The 18,041-nt window shown below is 58.4% G+C and carries 13 protein-coding genes; 11 read left to right on the top strand and 2 right to left on the bottom strand.

The genetic code is table 11. The annotated features are described in order from the left end of the window. The first annotated feature begins 44 nt into the window (after positions 1-44). Positions 45-1,241, top strand: a complete 1,197-nt coding sequence (gene dapC, locus OYW20_RS06575) for a succinyldiaminopimelate transaminase (RefSeq protein WP_268799907.1) — start codon at positions 45-47, stop codon at positions 1,239-1,241. A gap of 152 nt (positions 1,242-1,393) precedes the next feature. On the opposite strand, the gene OYW20_RS06570 is transcribed toward dapC, so the two are convergent. Next, the gene (locus OYW20_RS06570; RefSeq protein WP_268799906.1) at positions 1,394-3,040 is read right to left on the bottom strand and encodes a Na+/H+ antiporter; all 1,647 of its coding nucleotides are present in this window, start codon (positions 3,038-3,040) and stop codon (positions 1,394-1,396) included. A 242-nt stretch (positions 3,041-3,282) separates the two neighbouring features. On the opposite strand from OYW20_RS06570, the gene OYW20_RS06565 reads away from it, so the two are divergent. The 4 genes from OYW20_RS06565 to OYW20_RS06550 all read left to right on the top strand — a co-directional run bounded on the left by OYW20_RS06565 (position 3,283) and on the right by OYW20_RS06550 (position 6,384). Continuing rightward, positions 3,283-3,645, top strand: coding sequence for an ArsC family reductase (locus OYW20_RS06565; RefSeq protein ID WP_268801066.1), 363 nt, complete (start codon positions 3,283-3,285; stop codon positions 3,643-3,645). Positions 3,646-3,679: 34 nt separating this feature from the next. Further along, positions 3,680-4,714 (top strand): 2,3,4,5-tetrahydropyridine-2,6-dicarboxylate N-succinyltransferase, encoded by a 1,035-nt coding sequence (gene dapD / locus OYW20_RS06560; RefSeq protein WP_268799905.1) that lies wholly within the window; start codon positions 3,680-3,682, stop codon positions 4,712-4,714. 63 nt (positions 4,715-4,777) lie between these two features. After that, a complete protein-coding gene (locus tag OYW20_RS06555) occupies positions 4,778-5,983 on the top strand; it encodes an aminotransferase class V-fold PLP-dependent enzyme (protein WP_268799904.1) in 1,206 nt (401 codons plus the stop codon). Beyond that, the gene (locus OYW20_RS06550) at positions 5,980-6,384 is read left to right on the top strand and encodes a SufE family protein (RefSeq protein ID WP_268799903.1); all 405 of its coding nucleotides are present in this window, start codon (positions 5,980-5,982) and stop codon (positions 6,382-6,384) included. The genes OYW20_RS06555 and OYW20_RS06550 overlap by 4 nt, the downstream gene beginning before the upstream one ends. Here OYW20_RS06550 and tcdA read toward each other — a convergent pair. Further along, the gene (tcdA, locus tag OYW20_RS06545) at positions 6,369-7,202 is read right to left on the bottom strand and encodes a tRNA cyclic N6-threonylcarbamoyladenosine(37) synthase TcdA (RefSeq protein WP_408005474.1); all 834 of its coding nucleotides are present in this window, start codon (positions 7,200-7,202) and stop codon (positions 6,369-6,371) included. The genes OYW20_RS06550 and tcdA overlap by 16 nt on opposite strands. Positions 7,203-7,470: 268 nt before the next feature. Here tcdA and OYW20_RS06540 point away from each other — a divergent pair, with 268 nt between their 5' ends. The 6 genes from OYW20_RS06540 to plsB all read left to right on the top strand — a co-directional run bounded on the left by OYW20_RS06540 (position 7,471) and on the right by plsB (position 18,018). Next, a complete protein-coding gene (locus tag OYW20_RS06540) occupies positions 7,471-10,059 on the top strand; it encodes a glycosyltransferase family 2 protein (RefSeq protein ID WP_268799901.1) in 2,589 nt (862 codons plus the stop codon). A gap of 215 nt (positions 10,060-10,274) precedes the next feature. Continuing rightward, positions 10,275-12,821, top strand: coding sequence for a glycosyltransferase (locus tag OYW20_RS06535; protein ID WP_268799900.1), 2,547 nt, complete (start codon positions 10,275-10,277; stop codon positions 12,819-12,821). A 103-nt stretch (positions 12,822-12,924) separates the two neighbouring features. Then, a complete protein-coding gene (gene dapE, locus OYW20_RS06530) occupies positions 12,925-14,076 on the top strand; it encodes a succinyl-diaminopimelate desuccinylase (RefSeq protein WP_268799899.1) in 1,152 nt (383 codons plus the stop codon). Then, complete coding sequence (locus OYW20_RS06525) at positions 14,076-14,885, top strand: putative RNA methyltransferase (protein WP_268801065.1); 810 nt, start codon at positions 14,076-14,078, stop codon at positions 14,883-14,885. The genes dapE and OYW20_RS06525 overlap by 1 nt, the downstream gene beginning before the upstream one ends. A 78-nt stretch (positions 14,886-14,963) precedes the next feature. After that, positions 14,964-15,341, top strand: a complete 378-nt coding sequence (locus OYW20_RS06520) for a hypothetical protein (RefSeq protein WP_268799898.1) — start codon at positions 14,964-14,966, stop codon at positions 15,339-15,341. Between the two features lie 184 nt (positions 15,342-15,525). Then, entirely contained in the window at positions 15,526-18,018 is a 2,493-nt protein-coding gene (gene plsB, locus OYW20_RS06515; RefSeq protein WP_268799897.1) for a glycerol-3-phosphate 1-O-acyltransferase PlsB, read from the top strand. The last annotated feature ends 23 nt before the right edge of the window (positions 18,019-18,041 follow it).

Raw genomic sequence — 18,041 nt, 5'->3', positions numbered from 1 at the left:
TGCAACCACCCTTCGAGCGCCCCGACCATTGAGATAGACACCTGATGAACGACGCCCTGCAACAGCTTCAGCCTTACCCCTTCGAAAAACTCCGCGCTTTGCTTGGCAGCGTTAAACCCAATCCCGACAAGCGTCCTATCGCCCTGTCGATTGGCGAGCCTAAGCACACGTCCCCCGCCTTCGTTGCCCAGGCGATGACGGCGAATCTGGACCAGATGGCCGTCTACCCGACCACTGCCGGTATTCCAGCCGTACGTGAAGCCATCGCAAGCTGGTGCGAGCGACGCTTCGGTGTGCCGAGCGGCTGGCTTGATCCGGCCCAACACGTGCTGCCGGTCAACGGCACACGCGAGGCGTTGTTCGCATTCACCCAAACCGTGGTCAATCGTAGCGACAATGGTCTGGTGGTCAGTCCGAATCCGTTCTACCAGATCTACGAAGGCGCAGCGCTGCTGGCCGGTGCCCACCCGCACTACCTTCCATGCCTCGAAGAGCACGGCTTCAATCCGGATTTTGACGCGGTGTCTGATGAGATCTGGAACCGCTGCCAGATTCTGTTCCTGTGCTCTCCAGGCAACCCGACGGGCGCATTGATCCCGATCGAAACGCTGCAAAAGCTCATCGCATTGGCCGACAAACACGATTTCGTGATTGCTGCGGATGAGTGTTACAGCGAACTGTACTTCGACGAGTCAACACCGCCTGCCGGCCTGCTCAGCGCCTGTGTGGCCTCGGGCCGCAATGATTTCAAGCGCTGCGTGGTGTTTCACAGTCTCTCCAAACGCTCCAACCTGCCGGGGCTGCGGTCAGGCTTTGTGGCCGGCGATGCACAGATTCTCAAGGCCTTCCTGCTCTATCGCACTTACCACGGCTGCGCGATGCCGATACAGACTCAACTGGCGAGCATCGCTGCCTGGAATAATGAAGAGCACGTGCGTGCCAACCGCACGCTGTATCGCGAGAAATTCAATGCTGTGCTTGAGATTCTCTCGCCGGTCATGGATGTAAAACACCCGGACGGCGGCTTCTATCTGTGGCCAAACGTGGGGGGCGACGACGCAGCGTTCTGCCGCGATCTGTTCGTTACAGAACACGTGACAGTGGTGCCCGGCTCTTACCTGTCCAGAGAAGTGGACGGCTTCAACCCAGGCGCAGGTCGAGTTCGCCTTGCTCTCGTCGCACCGTTGGCGGAGTGCGTTGAGGCAGCTGAGCGGATCAGGCACTTCGTTCAGAGCCGCTGACATTCAACGGTGACAGGCGGGCTCGCCCGAATGTGTGAGTGAGGTACATCTTTATTGCCTCACCACAACTTGCCTGACCGATAATCGAGCTTCCTTTGCAGAACCCAAGAACAAGGAATTCATGCGCAAGGCCTATCCTGAAATCTGACGCTTTACCTCGTCATCCCGAGATTGGCCTCGTTCAGATCCAGTTCAGCCAATACTTGTCTCAGGACGTCATCGCCGATCTGGCGATGACGGTGGAGCCGATAAAGCTCAAGTCGCTGGGCCCGCAGTGCACTGATGCGCATTTTGCGTTCCAGCACATCCATCTGAAACGCCAGCGCCTGAGCCTCGGCAGTGTCATCGAACATCTCTAGCCGATGGCGATACTCCGACATGATCCTGGCCTTTACTTCGGTCGCCAACACCGCTTGCGCGGCGTCCTGAGACAGAGTGGCGTCGCTCATTTCTTCGTTTTCAAGCGCATGAATCGCGGCTTCGGCTGTGTGTTTCCACGCTTCACGGACTTCGCGTTTCATCTGTAGATCCGGTTGCGTCTCCATCCCGCGCAACAACAGCGGCAGCGCAACGCTGGCGACCACCAGCGACAGCAGAATGACTCCTGCAGCGATGAAGATCAGCAAGTCGCGCTCCGGAAAAGTCACGCCAGCAGAGATCATCATCGGCACCGAGAGAATCCCCGCCAGGGTCACTGCACCTCGCACGCCGCCAACCGACAACAGCAGCGAGGCCCGTGTGGTGGGTTGAAGGGATTCATCGCCCCGCCCGCGCCAGCGTCGCAGCGTAATCATCATTCGCCAGGTGCTCTGTACCCAGACATAGCGCAGCGCCACCAACACCAGAAAAATCGCCAGCACATCCAGACAACGCCCTAACAGGGTGGGCCACAACGTCGCCTCGTCTTGAGTGACAGCGCTAATGATGTCCGGCAGTTGCAGCCCCAGCAGGAGAAATATCAGGCCATTGAAAGCGAACTCAAGCAACGTCCAGACACTGCGATTAAGCAGCCGGGTGCTGGTCTGACGGGGCAGCAAGTCAACCCAGCTCTGCATCATGCCAGCGGCAACTGCCGATAAAATCCCCGACGCCCCCAAACGCTCGGCGAGCACATACGCGGCAAACGGTAGCAACAACATGAACACCACATGCGTCGCCGGATCGTCCCACCCACGCCCGATCATCCAACTGCGCAACCGTCCCACCAGCCAGCTCAACGCTACGCCCACCGCCAGGCCGCCCAAGGCCACCAGCACGAAAGTCAGACTGGCATCGGCCAGTGAAAACACCCCCGTAACCGCTGCGGCCAACGCGAACTTGAACGTCACCAAGCCGGAGGCATCGTTCATCAGCGCTTCGCCTTGAAGCATGCGCATGACGGGGACAGGCAATCGATTTTGGGCAATGGCAGAAACCGCGACGGCGTCTGTAGGGGAAAGCACTGCCGCCAGTGCGAAAGCAACGGGTAAAGGAATGGAAGGCAAGACCCAGTGAATAAAGTAGCCAGCACCGACCACAGTGAAGATCGCCAGGCCGACAGCGAGCGTAAGAATCGGCCCACGGTATCGCCAGAGATCGCGCTTGGGCATCCGCCAACCATCTGAAAAGAGCAACGGCGGCAGAAACAAAAACAGGAAAAGTTCGGGATCAAGGGCTACGTGCAAACCCAGGGTCGGCCACGCCAGCAACGCGCCGGCGGCGATTTGCACCAGTGGCAACGGCAGCGGGATAACCCGCGCAACCAATCGGGAGAGACCTACCAGCGTCAACAAAATAAGGACGGTATAGGCTGTTTGCATGGTTGGGCTTCCTGATCGAACACATCTGCATGACGCCCCGAAACTCACTCTGGCGCACGTTGGAAGTGCCATCTTAGCGGGTTAAGCTGTCCCGTCGCCGTGACGGCCCCGGACAGCACAGACGCTGCTAAAGGATGTGCTTACATTGGCCGACAAACAGATTCAGCCGGTCGAGCCCTGTCGGCGTGTACGTGGCATAATCCGTGACCGTTTTTTCCATCAATCCCACCGGCGGCACGTTCATGGCTGATCAAAACAACACTGTGCACCTGTTCGGCATCAAGGCTTGCGACACAATGAAGAAGGCTCGCACCTGGCTCGACGAAAAATCGGTGAACTACGATTTCCACGACTACAAAGTGGCAGGCATTGATCGTGAGCATCTCACGCAGTGGTGCAACGAGCACGGTTGGCAGGTTGTTCTGAACCGCGCTGGCACGACCTTTCGCAAACTCGACGATGCCCAGAAAGCCGATCTCGACCAAGAGAAGGCTATCGAACTGATGCTCGCGCAACCGTCGATGATCAAGCGCCCGGTGCTTGATCTCGGCGACAAGACCCTGATTGGCTTTAAACCCGAACTGTACGCAGCGGCTATCGCCTGATTGAGATAGCCCTTAATCGCTAAGAGGTATTTTCATGTCCACTTCCCTGTTCAGCCTGGCCTTCGGTGTCGGCACACAAAACCGTCAAGGCGCATGGCTGGAAGTGTTTTACGCTCAGCCGCTGATTAATCCGTCGGCCGAGCTGGTCGCCGCCATTGCACCTGTCATTGGCTACACCGGTGGCAACCAGGCCATCACGTTCACCACCGACGTGGCCTCAAAAATGGCCGACGCGCTGAAATCCATCGACACGGTGCAAGCAGCCTTGCTGACCCGTCTGGCTGAAAGCCACAAGCCTCTGGTTGCCACGCTGCTGGCCGAAGACGCTGCGCTGACGTCCACCCCCGAGGCGTACCTCAAGCTGCACCTGTTGTCGCATCGTCTGGCCAAGCCACACGGCCTGAGCCTGGCAGGCATTTTCCCGCTGCTGCCGAATGTGGCGTGGACCAGCCAAGGCGCCGTTGACCTGGTAGAACTGCCACAACGTCAACTGGAAGCACGCTTGAAAGGCGAGCTGCTCGAAGTGTTCTCCATCGATAAATTCCCGAAAATGACCGACTACGTGGTGCCAAGCGGCGTGCGTATCGCGGACAGCGCGCGCGTACGTCTGGGCGCCTACATCGGCGAAGGCACCACCGTGATGCATGAAGGTTTCGTCAACTTCAACGCGGGCACCGAAGGTCCGGGCATGATCGAAGGCCGTGTATCGGCAGGCGTATTCGTCGGCAAGGGTTCTGACCTTGGCGGCGGCTGCTCGACCATGGGCACGCTGTCTGGCGGTGGCAACATCGTGATCAAGGTCGGCGAAGGCTGCCTGATCGGCGCGAACGCTGGTATCGGCATTCCGTTGGGTGATCGCAACACCGTCGAATCCGGTCTCTACGTCACCGCAGGCACCAAAGTTGCCCTGCTGGACGAAAACAACGAGCTGGTTAAAGTCCTGAAAGCCCGTGATCTGGCTGGTCAACCTGACCTGCTGTTCCGTCGCAACTCGCAAACCGGCGCCGTGGAATGCAAATCCCACAAGTCGGCCATCGAGCTGAACGAAGCGCTGCACGCTCACAACTGATCGATGCTGCGTGCGAGTTCGGTGCCTTTCGGGCATCGGACTCGACTCACCGAGCCCCCGAACATGCTGCTTCCCTCTCCCTGGCGCGCTGACTTTCCGGCCATTGACGCCCTGCAACAGCAAGGCCAGACCTACCTGGACAGCGCCGCTACCGCACAGAAACCCCAAGGTCTGATTCATGCCTTGAGCTATTACTACGCCACCGGTGCAGCCAACGTGCATCGTGCGCAGCACGTACCCGGCGCGCTGGCGACGCAAGCCTTCGAAGCCACCCGCGAAAAAGTCAGCCAATGGCTGAATGCGGGCGCGACGGGGCAGATCGTGTTTACCCATGGCGCGACGTCGGCGTTCAACCTGCTGGCGTATGGCCTGGAACACCTGATCGAACGCGATGATGAGATCGTCATCAGCGCCCTGGAGCATCACGCCAATCTGTTGCCGTGGCAGCAACTCGCACTGCGACGGGGTGCGAAGCTGGTGGTATTGCCGCTGACCGAAAACGGCCTGATCGATCTGCAAGCCGCCAGCCATCTGATCGGCACACGAACTCGCGTGCTGGCTGTCAGTCAGTTGTCCAACGTGCTCGGCGCCTGGCAGCCGCTGCCTGAGTTACTCGCCCTCGCCAAAGCGCAAAACGCGATTACCGTGGTCGACGGTGCTCAAGGCGTGGTTCATGGGCGACAGGATGTGGAGATGCTGGGTTGTGATTTCTACGTATTTTCCAGCCACAAACTGTATGGGCCGGACGGCGTCGGTGTGCTGTATGGACGTCATCAGGCACTGACGATGTTGCGTCACTGGCAGTTTGGCGGCGAGATGGTCCTGCAAACCAGCTATCAGGAAGCGACGTTTCGCCCTGCCCCGCTGGGCTTTGAAGCAGGGACGCCGCCCATTGCCGGGGTTATCGGTTTGGGCGCGACGCTGGATTACCTGAATGGCCTGGACGCATCGGCCATTGCAGAACATGAAGCGAATCTTCACCGACTGCTGCGCGAAGGCCTGAGTCAGCGCGACGGCATTCAGTTGCTGGGCGACCCACAACTGGCACTCGCAAGCTTTGTGGTGGACGGTGTACACACTGCCGACCTCGCACACCTGCTCACGGAACAAGGCATTGCTGTACGCGCTGGCCACCATTGTGCGATCCCGCTGGTAAAAAGCCTGGGTCTCAATGGCGCGGTTCGGGTATCGCTGGGGATGTACAACGACTCTGACGATATTGGGCGGTTCTTCGCCGCACTGGATCAGGCGCTGGAGTTGCTGCGATGACCCTGCCAATGGATGCCCGGACTGCGCTGGATACCTTCACCGTGCCAGCGAGCTGGGAGCAACGTGCCCGCCTGTTGATGCAATGGGGCGACCGTTTGCCGCCCTTGGCGGACGACGAAAAAACCGATGAGCATCTGGTCGACGGCTGCGAGAGCAAGGTCTGGTTGCTGGCCGAGGCCGCAGACGGGGTTTGGCAGTTTCGCGCGGCAAGTGATGCTCGCCTTATTCGTGGGCTTGTCGCGCTGCTGCTGGCGCGCGTCAACGGCCTTCCGACCACTGAACTGCAAGGCGTTGACCTGAACGAGTGGTTCAATCAGCTAGGCCTGAGCCGCCAGCTGTCGCCGTCTCGCAGCAATGGACTTAACGCGGTGCTGCAAAGGATGCGTCAACTGGCGGTTTGATCGGGTGCCTGGTCCGCTTTGATACGGTCCGAAGGGCGCCGAACGCCCGCAACAATCTTATCCACAGCCTTGGTCGCAGCGACCATGCCGAAGGTCGCGGTCACCATCATCACGGCGCCAAATCCGCCAGCGCAATCGAGCTTGACGCCGTCACCGACAAAGCTTTTCTGCAGGCAGATACTGCCGTCCGGTTTCGGGTAACGAAGCTGCTCGGTAGAGAACACACACGGCACGCTGTAATGGCGAGTGACGGTGCGGGAGAAACCGTAATCGCGGCGCAACGTTGAACGCACTTTCGACGCCAGCGGGTCGTTGAACGTGCGGTTGAGGTCACATACCTGAATCAGCGTCGGGTCAATCTGCCCGCCCGCGCCTCCGGTGGTAATGATCTGGATCTTGCGGCGCTTGCACCAGGCAATCAGCGCGGCCTTGGCGTTTACGCTGTCGATGCAGTCGAGCACGCAGTCGATGTTCGGCGTGATGTATTCAGCCATGGTGTCGCGGGTCACGAAATCAGCCACCGCATGCACGACGCATTCAGGGTTGATTTCACGCAGGCGGTCGGCCATGACCTCGACCTTTGATCGGCCAACTGTGCTCGTGAGGGCGTGTAATTGACGGTTGCTGTTACTGACGCACACGTCGTCCATGTCGAACAGGGAAATCTCCCCCACGCCACATCGCGCCATCGCTTCGGCAGCCCAGGAGCCCACGCCGCCGATGCCAACCACCGCAACGTGAGCCGCGCGCAGACGCGCCAGCCCCTCAATGCCATACAAACGGGCGACGCCGGCGAAACGTGGATCTTCTGTGCTCATGACCAATACCCCAAAAACCGGCGCGCATTATAGGTCTTGAGCGCGACCTGTAGGAGCGAATTCATTCGCGAGCTGTAGATCCAACCGATAAAGCGGCGTTGAGCCGAAAACCCCTCGCGAATAAATTCGCTCCTACAGAAGAAGCACCCGGTAGAATCTTCCTCCGCCAAAAGCCGGTCGAACTTAAGGCCGTGTTAAAAGCCAAACATGTGGCCTACCGAAACTCTTCGGTTTTGTCCCGTTCCCCCTTTCGGAACCCGAAACACCTATGTCATCGCGTAAATTTGGACTCAACCTTGTCGTAGTCGTGGCAATTGCCGCGCTATTCACTGGTTTCTGGGCGCTGATCAATCGCCCGGTATCGGCCCCGAACTGGCCTGAACAAATCTCTGGCTTCTCTTATTCGCCCTTCCGTCTGGGACAGAACCCGCAGAAGGACGTCTATCCGTCTGACGATGAAATGCGCCAGGACCTGGAGTTGATCAGCAAACAAACTGACAGCATTCGGATCTATTCCGTCGACGGGCCGTTGGGGAACATCCCCAAGCTGGCCGAAGAGTTCGGCCTGCGCGTGACGCTGGGCATCTGGATCAGCCCGGACGAGGAACGCAACGAACGTGAAATCACCCGCGCCATCGAGCTGGCCAACACCACCCGCAGCGTCGTGCGGGTAACGGTAGGCAACGAGGCCTTGTTTCGGAAAGAGATCACGGTCGACAAACTCATCGCCATCATCGACCGCGTGCGCGCAGCGGTGAAAGTGCCGGTGACAACGTCCGAGCAGTGGCACATCTGGAAGGACAATCCCGAGTTGGGCAAGCACGTCGACCTGATCGCCGCGCATATTCTGCCGTACTGGGAATTCGTGCCGATGAGTGAAGCCGGGCAGTTCGTCTTCGACCGCGCGCGTGAACTCAAGCGCATGTTTCCGAAGAAGCCGCTGCTGCTTTCGGAGGTTGGCTGGCCAAGCAATGGACACATGCGCGGCGGCGCTGATGCCACGCCTGCCGATCAGGCCGTTTACCTGCGCACGCTGGTCAACAAGCTCAACCGCCAGGGCTTCAACTACTTCGTGATCGAGGCATTCGATCAGCCCTGGAAAGCCAGCGACGAGGGTTCTGTCGGCGCGTATTGGGGCGTGTACAACGCCAATCGCCAACAGAAATTCAACTTCGAAGGCCCTGTTGTCGCGATCCCGCAATGGCGCGTGCTGGCCGTGGGTTCTGCGGTTTTGGCGATGCTCTCCCTGGCACTGATGCTGATTGACGGCTCGGCGCTGCGCCAACGCGGCCGGACCTTTCTGACCTTCATCGCCTTTTTGTGCGGTTCGGTGCTGGTGTGGATCGGCTACGACTATAGCCAGCAATACAGCACGTGGTTCAGCCTGTTGGTTGGGTTCTTGTTGGCACTCGGTGCGCTCGGCGTATTCATCGTGCTGCTCACCGAAGCCCATGAACTGGCAGAAGCGGTCTGGACCCACAAGCGGCGCCGGGAATTCCTGCCAGTTGATACGGATACCGCCTACAGACCAAAAGTCTCGGTCCATGTGCCTTGCTACAACGAACCTCCCGAGATGGTCAAACAGACCCTCAACGCCCTCGCCGCACTGGACTATCCAGACTTTGAAGTGCTGGTGATCGACAACAACACCAAAGACCCTGCGGTCTGGGAGCCGGTCAAGGCTCACTGCGAAATGCTCGGCCCACGCTTCAAGTTCTTCCACGTCGCACCGCTGGCCGGCTTCAAAGGCGGCGCGCTCAATTACCTGATTCCGCATACGGCAAAGGACGCTGAAGTCATCGCCGTTATCGACTCCGATTACTGCGTTGACCGCAATTGGCTCAAGTACATGGTGCCGCACTTTGCGGACCCGAAAATCGCCGTGGTGCAGTCTCCGCAGGATTACCGCGACCAGAACGAAAGCACGTTCAAAAAGCTGTGCTACTCCGAATACAAAGGCTTTTTCTACATCGGCATGGTCACCCGTAACGACCGCGACGCGATCATTCAGCACGGCACCATGACCATGACCCGCCGCTCAGTGCTTGAAGAGCTGGGCTGGGCCGACTGGTGCATCTGCGAGGATGCGGAACTGGGGCTGCGCGTGTTCGAAAAGGGTTACTCGGCCGCTTATGCGCACAACAGTTTCGGTAAAGGGCTGATGCCGGACACCTTCATCGACTTCAAGAAGCAACGCTTCCGTTGGGCATACGGTGCGATTCAGATCATCAAGCGCCATACCGCCAGCCTGCTGCGCGGCAAAGACACTCAATTGACACGCGGCCAGCGCTATCACTTTCTGGCGGGCTGGTTGCCGTGGGTGGCAGACGGCATGAACATCTTCTTCACCGTCGGTGCCTTGATGTGGTCGTCGGCGATGATCATCGTGCCAAAACGCGTGGATCCGCCGTTGTTGATTTTCGCGATCCCGCCGTTGGCGCTGTTTTTCTTCAAGGTCGGCAAGATCATCTTCCTCTATCGTCGCGCCGTGGGTGTGAACCTCAAAGACGCATTCTTCGCCGCGCTCGCCGGCCTTGCACTTTCACACACCATCGCCAAGGCGGTGCTGTACGGCTTCTTCACCACCAGCATTCCGTTCTTCCGCACCCCGAAAAACGCAGCCAGCCACGGCCTGTTGGTGGCTATTTCCGAGGCGCGCGAGGAGCTGTTCATCATGCTGCTGCTGTGGGGCGCGGCGCTGGGGATCTGCCTGGTTCAGGGCCTGCCGAGCAATGACATGCGCTTCTGGGTCGCGATGCTGCTGGTGCAATCACTGCCGTATCTGGCCGCATTGATCATGGCATTCCTGTCCTCGCTGCCAAAACCTGCACCCGCGGTTGCCCCCGCGACGGTTTGAGGCCCCTCATAATCCTTCGTATTTTCTGTCTCGCTGGCTGGTTAACCACCGGTTAGCGAGACAGAACACTGAATCGCGATAAGAACACTCGCGTTTGCTTCCAATGATTATTCACGCTCGGACATTCGCCAAGAATAAGCCGCTATTATCAAGTTCAGGAAAAAACCCGGAAACTGCCAGTTTCGTGGGATTCATCTTGAGACGGAACTCTAATAATGGACTTAAGCTTTCAGTGGCTTGTCATGGCAGCGATGCTGACCGCCATCGGTTACATGAGCTATATAATATTTCGACACTTTATAAACAGTGATAACAATCATCCAGCGATGCCCGCCGAAAAGATCGCAGGGCTCTGTTACAGCCCATTCCGCGAAGGGCAGTCACCGGAATCAACGCTTTATCCTTCCGAAGCCGAAATACGTGAAGACCTGGCACTGCTATCCCAGTACACAGACAATATAAGAATCTATTCTGCCCAAGGAATTCTTGGCACCATCCCGGCACTGGCGCAGGAATTCAATCTGAACGTCATGCTTGGGATCTGGATAGGGCCTGACCATTCACTTAACTCGATAGAAATCGAGCGGGCTATCCACATTGCCAACCATGCTATTAATGTAAGCGCCTTGATTGTAGGAAATGAATCGATTTTCCGAAACGATGTCTCCGCAGATCAACTCATCAACTATATAAACCAGGTCAAATCGGCAACGTCGGTGCCCGTGTCATGCTCTGAGCAATGGCATATCTGGGAGCTATACCCTGTCCTCGGCGATCACGTGGATTTCGTCGCAGCTCACGTGCTGCCTTTTTGGGAGGCTGTACCGCAACGCGATGTCGCAGAGGCCGGGTTTACCAGGCTTGACCTGCTCGAAGAACTATTTCCCGATCTACCTATTGTTCTCACAGAGGTGGGCTGGCCGAGTAACGGAAGGCGAAGCAATACTGTCAGAACTCATCAGCGTCAGCAGTCCGACTATCTGCGTATTCTCGTCCAGCGAATGAAAGAGCGTCGCTACCCGTACTACGTCATAGAAGCCTTTGACCAACCTTGGAAAACTGAAGAAGGCGCAGTCGGGGCACACTGGGGACTGTTTTCGTCGGACAGGAAACTCAAGGTCAACCTCCAGACACCAACGCCCCGAAGCGAAATACTCAACCGGTATGCACGTGACCTTATCCACAGCCCGCTCATTCGTGGCAGAGGCAAAGTAGCGCTACCTCTCATGCTATTGCTCTACGCCGCCGTCATATTTTGGGCAGCCATGGCATCAAGCAGGCAACTTCCTTCAAGCATTGCGTACAGTGTTTCGCTATTCGTGCTCATCAGTACATCCTTGAATATTTTCACAGAACTTCACGAGTGGCTGGAAGCAAAATGGGCCCCGGCTTGCCGGCGACTTTTCCTGCCTGTGCTGGCACACGATGCAACTCGGTTGAAGGTCTCCATCCATGTACCGTGCTACAACGAGCCACCGGCCATGGTCATCGCGACACTCAATGCACTCGCCGCGCTGAAGTATTCAAACTTCGAAGTACTGGTTATCGATAACAACACGAAAGATCCGAACATTTGGCAGCCCGTTGCACGGCACTGTCAACTCCTCGGATCAACATTCAAATTCTTTCACCTGCCTAAACTTGACGGTTACAAAAGCGGCGCATTGAACTTTGCACTGCAACATACTGCGACTGACGCAGCGATTATCGGAGTCATTGATTCAGACTACCGAGTCGACAGCAATTGGTTGAAGACGATGACGCCGCACTTCATCAATCCCGCAATGGCCATTGTGCAATGTCCACAAGATTACAGTGATCGACGCGATAACCCGTTCAAGCGATTTTGCTTTTCTGAATACAGGGGGTTTTTCAACATAGGCATGGTCATTCGCAATGACCACAACTCGATTATCCAGCACGGCACGATGACGCTTATCCGACGCGATGTGCTGGATAAGCTTGGATGGGCAGATTGGTGTATCTGTGAGGACGCCGAGTTGGGGTTGCGCGTCATTCAAGCGGGTTATTTGACGGCGTATACGCTGCAGAGTTGTGGTCAAGGCTTGGTCCCCGACAACTTTACCGACTTCAAGAAACAACGGTTTCGTTGGGCTTATGGTGCAGTCCAGATCCTCAAGCGTCACAAGGCAGCATTCTGGTCAGATAAAAAAGGGCTCACACCCGAGCAACGCTATTACTTCATCGCCGGATGGCTGCCGTGGATCAATGAAGGGATCAATCTACTATTCACCTTTGCGGCGTTAGTGTGGACCTTGCTGATGATCACGCTGCCTGAAGTGCGGCCAGCGCCACCGGCCATACTGCCGCTCTCTGTAATGGTGATGTTTGCCCTGAAAGCAGCCAAGACGCTGGATCTGTATCGTCGGTTGGTGGACGTTGACTTCAAGGACGCTCTTGCGGCTGTCACCGCCGGAGCCGCTTTATATCCGACGATTGGAAAGGCAGTGCTGTGGGGGTTGTTTACCCACGATCTACCGTTCTTCCGCACCCCGAAAAACGCAGCCAGCCACGGCCTGTTGGTGGCTATTTCCGAGGCGCGCGAGGAGCTGTTCATCATGCTGCTGCTGTGGGGCGCGGCGCTGGGGATCTGCCTGGTTCAGGGCCTGCCGAGCAATGACATGCGCTTCTGGGTCGCGATGCTGCTGGTGCAATCACTGCCGTATCTGGCCGCATTGATCATGGCATTCCTGTCCTCGCTGCCAAAACCTGCACCCGCGGTTGCCCCCGCGACGGGTTGAGGCAGGTAGATGCGTCGTTAAACGGCGGCCTTCGGGTCGCCGTTTTGCTTTAAGATGTCCCCCTTTTTTGCAGCGTTCCAACTTCATTTTCATCGGACTCTTCATGACGACCCCAGCCGACCTCTCGCCCACTCTCCAACTCGCCTGCGACCTGATCCGTCGTCCATCGGTTACACCGCTGGATGCAGATTGCCAGGCGGTGATGATGAAACGCCTGGGCGATGCCGGGTTTGCGCTGGAGCCCATGCGCATCGAGGACGTGGATAACTTCTGGGCCACACACGGCACGCAGGATGGTCCTGTGCTGTGTTTTGCCGGCCACACCGATGTGGTGCCAACCGGGCCGGTACAGGCTTGGCAGAACGATCCGTTCAACGCATTGATCGACGAAGACGGCATGTTGTGCGGCCGCGGCGCTGCCGACATGAAGGGCAGCCTGGCGTCGATGATCATCGCCACCGAGCGTTTCGTGGCCGATCATCCTGATCACAAAGGCAAGATTGCCTACCTCATCACCAGCGACGAAGAAGGCCCGGCGCACCACGGCACCAAAGCCGTGATCGAGCGTCTGGCGGCGCGCAAAGAGCGTCTGGACTGGTGCATCGTCGGCGAGCCTTCCAGCACCACGCTGGTGGGCGACGTGGTCAAAAACGGTCGTCGCGGCTCGTTGGGCGCAACTCTCACGGTTCGCGGTATCCAAGGGCACGTCGCATATCCGCACCTGGCGAAAAACCCGATTCATCTCGTCGCCCCCGCGCTGGCTGAACTCGCCGCCGAGCATTGGGATGAAGGCAATGCCTTCTTCCCGCCGACCAGCTTTCAAATATCCAACCTCAATTCCGGTACCGGAGCGACCAACGTCATTCCGGGCGATCTGGTGGCAGTGTTCAATTTCCGCTTTTCCACAGAATCAACCGTCGAGGGTTTGCAGAAGCGCGTTGGCGACATCTTCGACAAGCATCAGTTGGACTGGCACGTCGAATGGGCATTGTCGGGCCTGCCCTTCCTGACTGAACCCGGCGCGCTGCTGAATGCGGTAGCCGCGAGTATCAAGCACGTCACCGGTCGTGAGACCAAAGCGTCTACCAGCGGGGGCACCTCAGACGGGCGCTTCATCGCGACCCTTGGCACGCAAGTGGTTGAATTGGGGCCCGTCAATGCGACGATTCATCAGGTCAACGAACGCATTCTGGCCAGCGATCTGGACGTGCTGACCGAGATCTACTACCAGACTATGGTCAAGTTGCTCGCGTGATGCTGACCTGCCCGATTTGCTCAGCCGCGCTCGATGACGCGGACAACGGCGTGGTCTGCCCGCTCGGCCACCGCTTTGACCGCGCGCGGCAGGGTTATCTGAACCTGCTGCCCGTCCAGCACAAAAACAGCCGAGACCCCGGCGACAACCAGGCCATGGTCGAGGCGCGCCGGGATTTTCTCAACGCCGGGCATTACGCGCCAGTCGCTAAACGGCTTGCAGAACTGGCCGCGCACTACGCGCCGCAGCGCTGGCTCGACATCGGTTGTGGCGAGGGTTATTACACCGCGCAGATCGCTGCCGCCCTGCCCGCCTGCGACGGCTACGCGCTGGACATCTCGCGTGAGGCGGTCAAGCGCGCCTGCCGCCGTGATCCGGGATTGACGTGGTTGATCGCCAGCATGGCCCGCGTGCCATTGCCCGACGCCAGTTGCCAATTCATTGCCAGCGTGTTCAGCCCGCTGGACTGGCAAGAGGCCAAACGCCTGCTGAGCCCGGGCGGAGGCCTGATGCGTGTAGGCCCCACCAACGAACACCTGATGGAACTGCGCGAACGGCTATACGACGAAGTGCGCGACTACGCGGATGACAAGCACTTGGCCCTGGTGCCAGAAGGCATGCTGCTTGCGCACAGCGAAACCCTGCGCTTCACGCTGAACCTGGTAGACGGCCAGGCCCGCGCCAACCTCCTCGCAATGACGCCCCATGGCTGGCGGGCCAGTGCCGAACGGCGTGCGAGCGTCGTCGATCAACCCGAGCCTTTCGAGGTGACGGTGTCGATGCGCTACGATTATTTTATCCTCCAATGACAGGCCGCTCCCTGCCTGAAGCTGCTGCTAGAACCCTGAATCCGCGAATGGATTTTCAAGATCACCGACGAGGCATCCATGCGCCAACCTGACATCGAGATTTACCTGAAAGACAGCGACGTTGACCATAAGGCCATTACGGCCTGGCTGACCGCGGCAATTGGGCCGTGCAGTGACTGGTCTCAACAAGGCCAGACCTGGAAGTGCAATGCTGCCGGTATCCCGGTGACCTGGTTTCCCAAAGCCGTCGGCAAATGGAACAGCCTGCTGCTGGAAAGCGATAACACACCGTGGGAAGACGACATCGCCTGCGGCCGTGCAGCGTTCGCTGCGCTGAACGTCGAAGTCCGTTGCGCACCAGGCACCTGGGTCGAGGAAGAAGAAGACGAAGCGGCCGACCGCTGGATCCGCATCAGTGCCGATGGCGAAGAAGAGATCACCTGGCGTACCGCATAACCCTGTAGGAGCGAGCCTGCCCGCGATGGCGGTGTGTCAGCCATAACAATGTTGACTGACAGAAAGCTATCGCGGGCAAGCGCGCGCTTACAATAAGTGGCGTCCGCAGCTGACTTTGCCCATCCCCCCCAGATACGGCAAACTGGCGCCCTCTCGGGCCTCGTCCCCTTTCAGCAGATTTCGTATGACCCGCTCCCCGTTTCGCCGTCTTGTGTTCGGCACCGTGCGTCGATTGCTGTACCTCTGGGTCCGCTCGGAGACGATCAATCAGTCCTCGTTCACGCTCAATCTCGACCGCAGCAGGCCTGTCTTCTACTGCCTGCAAAACCCCTCTATCAGCGATCTGGCGGTGCTGGACACCGAATGCCGTAAAGCCGGTCTGCCAAGGCCGGTGCTTTCGGTTGCGGTGGGCAGCCTGACCGAACCTTCGGCGTTCCTTTATCTGACGCCCGCGCCTGACTGGCTGGGACGCCAGGACAAGCGCGGTGCGCCTCCGACGCTGGAGCGGCTGGTGGGCGCGGTCACGCAAAACGCCACCGAAGACGCGCAGATCATTCCGGTCAGCGTGTTCTGGGGTCAGTCGCCGGACAAGGAAGACAGTCCCTGGAAACTGCTGTTCGCCGACAGTTGGGCTGTGACGGGTCGCCTGCGTAAGTTCATCACCATTCTGATTCTGGGTCGCAAAACCCGCGTGCAGTTCTCGGCACCGATCCATCTGCGTGAGCTGGTCGACGAAAACAAGGGCTACGAACGCACTGTGCGCATGGCTCAACGCCTGCTCCGCGTGCATTTTCGCAATCTGAAAACCGCTGTCATCGGCCCGGATTTGTCGCACCGACGCAATCTGGTGAAAGGCTTGCTGGCTGATCCATTGGTCAAGCAAGCGATTCTCGACGAGGCTGAGCGCGAGAAAATCCCCGAAGCCAAAGCGCGGGACAAAGCCCTGCATTACGGCAACGAAATTGCCTCGGACTACACCTACACCGCGATCCGGTTTCTGGAAGTGGTGTTGAGCTGGTTCTGGAACAAGATCTACGACGGCATCAAGGTCAGTCATATCGAGGGCGTGCAAAACGTCGCGCAAGGGCACGAGGTGATTTACGTCCCTTGCCACCGCAGCCACATCGACTACTTGCTGCTTTCTTATCTGCTGTTCCGCAATGGTCTGACGCCTCCGCACATCGCTGCGGGCATCAACCTGAACATGCCGGTGATCGGCAGTTTGCTGCGGCGCGGCGGCGCGTTTTTCATGCGTCGTACGTTCAAGGGCAATCCGCTCTACACCGCCGTGTTCAACGAATATCTGCACACGCTGTTCACCAAAGGCTTTCCGGTGGAGTACTTCGTCGAAGGCGGCCGCTCGCGCACCGGGCGCATGCTGCAACCGAAAACCGGGATGCTGGCGATCACCCTGCGCAGTTTTCTGCGTAATTCGCGCATGCCGATCGTATTCGTGCCGGTGTACATCGGCTACGAGCGCGTGCTCGAAGGCCGCACCTACCTGGGCGAGCTGCGGGGTGCGGCGAAGAAGAAAGAATCAATCTTCGACATATTTAAAGTCATCGGCGCGCTCAAGCAGCGGTTCGGGCAGGTGTCTGTCAATTTCGGTGAGCCGATCAAGCTGGCAGAATTTCTCGACCATGAGCAACCGGACTGGCGCACTCAGCAACTCGGCCCGCAGTTCAAACCGGACTGGCTGCATGAAACCACTGCCCGCCTGGGCGAGCGCGTCGCGCAGCACTTGAACGAAGCGGCGGCGATCAATCCCGTCAATCTGGTTGCCTTGGCACTGCTCTCGACGCACAAGCATGCGCTGGACGATCAAGCGCTGGGACGAGTGCTGGACTTGTACCTGACACTGCTGCGACGTGTGCCGTACTCGCCGCACACCACGTTGCCGGAAGGCAATGGCGCCGCGCTGATCGAGCACGTCAAAGGCATGGACCTGCTGTCCGAACAGAAAGACGCCTTGGGCAAGATTCTGTATCTGGACGAGCAGAACGCCGTCCTGATGACGTATTACCGCAACAACGTGCTGCACATCTTTGCGCTGCCATCGTTGCTGGCGAGTTTCTTCCAAAGCTCATCACGCATGAGCCGTGAACAAATCTTGCGGTACACCCACGCCTTGTACCCCTATCTGCAATCAGAACTGTTCATCCGCTGGCCGTTGGATCAGCTCGACGCGGTGGTGGATCAATGGCTGGAAGCGTTCGTCGAGCAGGGTTTGTTGCGTTTCGAGAACAACGTTTACCTGCGACCTGCGCCTAGTTCGCGCCACTTCGTGTTGCTGACGCTTTTGTCCCGGGCTATCGCGCAAACGTTGCAGCGCTTCTACATGGCCATCGCGCTGCTGCTCAACAGCGGTCAACACACCTTGAGCGCGGAAGAGCTGGAAGACTTGTGTACGGTCATGGCTCAACGCCTGTCGATCCTGCATGGCCTGAACGCTCCCGAGTTCTTCGACAAAAGCCTGTTCCGCCACTTCATTCAATCGCTGCAGGACCAAGGCGTGCTGCGCAAGGATGCCTCCGGCAAGCTGGGCTATCACGAACTGTTGGGCGAGTTGGCGGAAGGGGCTGCCAAGCGTGTGCTGCCTGCGGAGATTCGGCTTTCAATTCGTCAGGTGGCGCTGCATCGCAATGAAGACGCGATGCCTGCGCCCGAGATGCCTTGAACTGGCTACATTTACCCAGAGGC

This window comes from Pseudomonas sp. BSw22131, assembly GCF_026810445.1.
In the GTDB taxonomy this organism is placed as follows: domain Bacteria; phylum Pseudomonadota; class Gammaproteobacteria; order Pseudomonadales; family Pseudomonadaceae; genus Aquipseudomonas; species Aquipseudomonas huanghezhanensis.
Note: the sequence above shows the minus strand (reverse complement) of the source record. Positions and strands in the feature narration are given on the sequence as shown.

Coding starts and splice junctions, on each gene's coding strand:
- dapC (WP_268799907.1), top strand. CDS start 45: ATGAACGACGCCCTGCAACAGCTTCAGCCTTACCCCTTCGAAAAACTC.
- OYW20_RS06570 (WP_268799906.1), bottom strand. CDS start 3,040: ATGCAAACAGCCTATACCGTCCTTATTTTGTTGACGCTGGTAGGTCTC.
- OYW20_RS06565 (WP_268801066.1), top strand. CDS start 3,283: ATGGCTGATCAAAACAACACTGTGCACCTGTTCGGCATCAAGGCTTGC.
- dapD (WP_268799905.1), top strand. CDS start 3,680: ATGTCCACTTCCCTGTTCAGCCTGGCCTTCGGTGTCGGCACACAAAAC.
- OYW20_RS06555 (WP_268799904.1), top strand. CDS start 4,778: ATGCTGCTTCCCTCTCCCTGGCGCGCTGACTTTCCGGCCATTGACGCC.
- OYW20_RS06550 (WP_268799903.1), top strand. CDS start 5,980: ATGACCCTGCCAATGGATGCCCGGACTGCGCTGGATACCTTCACCGTG.
- tcdA (WP_408005474.1), bottom strand. CDS start 7,202: ATGAGCACAGAAGATCCACGTTTCGCCGGCGTCGCCCGTTTGTATGGC.
- OYW20_RS06540 (WP_268799901.1), top strand. CDS start 7,471: ATGTCATCGCGTAAATTTGGACTCAACCTTGTCGTAGTCGTGGCAATT.
- OYW20_RS06535 (WP_268799900.1), top strand. CDS start 10,275: ATGGACTTAAGCTTTCAGTGGCTTGTCATGGCAGCGATGCTGACCGCC.
- dapE (WP_268799899.1), top strand. CDS start 12,925: ATGACGACCCCAGCCGACCTCTCGCCCACTCTCCAACTCGCCTGCGAC.
- OYW20_RS06525 (WP_268801065.1), top strand. CDS start 14,076: ATGCTGACCTGCCCGATTTGCTCAGCCGCGCTCGATGACGCGGACAAC.
- OYW20_RS06520 (WP_268799898.1), top strand. CDS start 14,964: ATGCGCCAACCTGACATCGAGATTTACCTGAAAGACAGCGACGTTGAC.
- plsB (WP_268799897.1), top strand. CDS start 15,526: ATGACCCGCTCCCCGTTTCGCCGTCTTGTGTTCGGCACCGTGCGTCGA.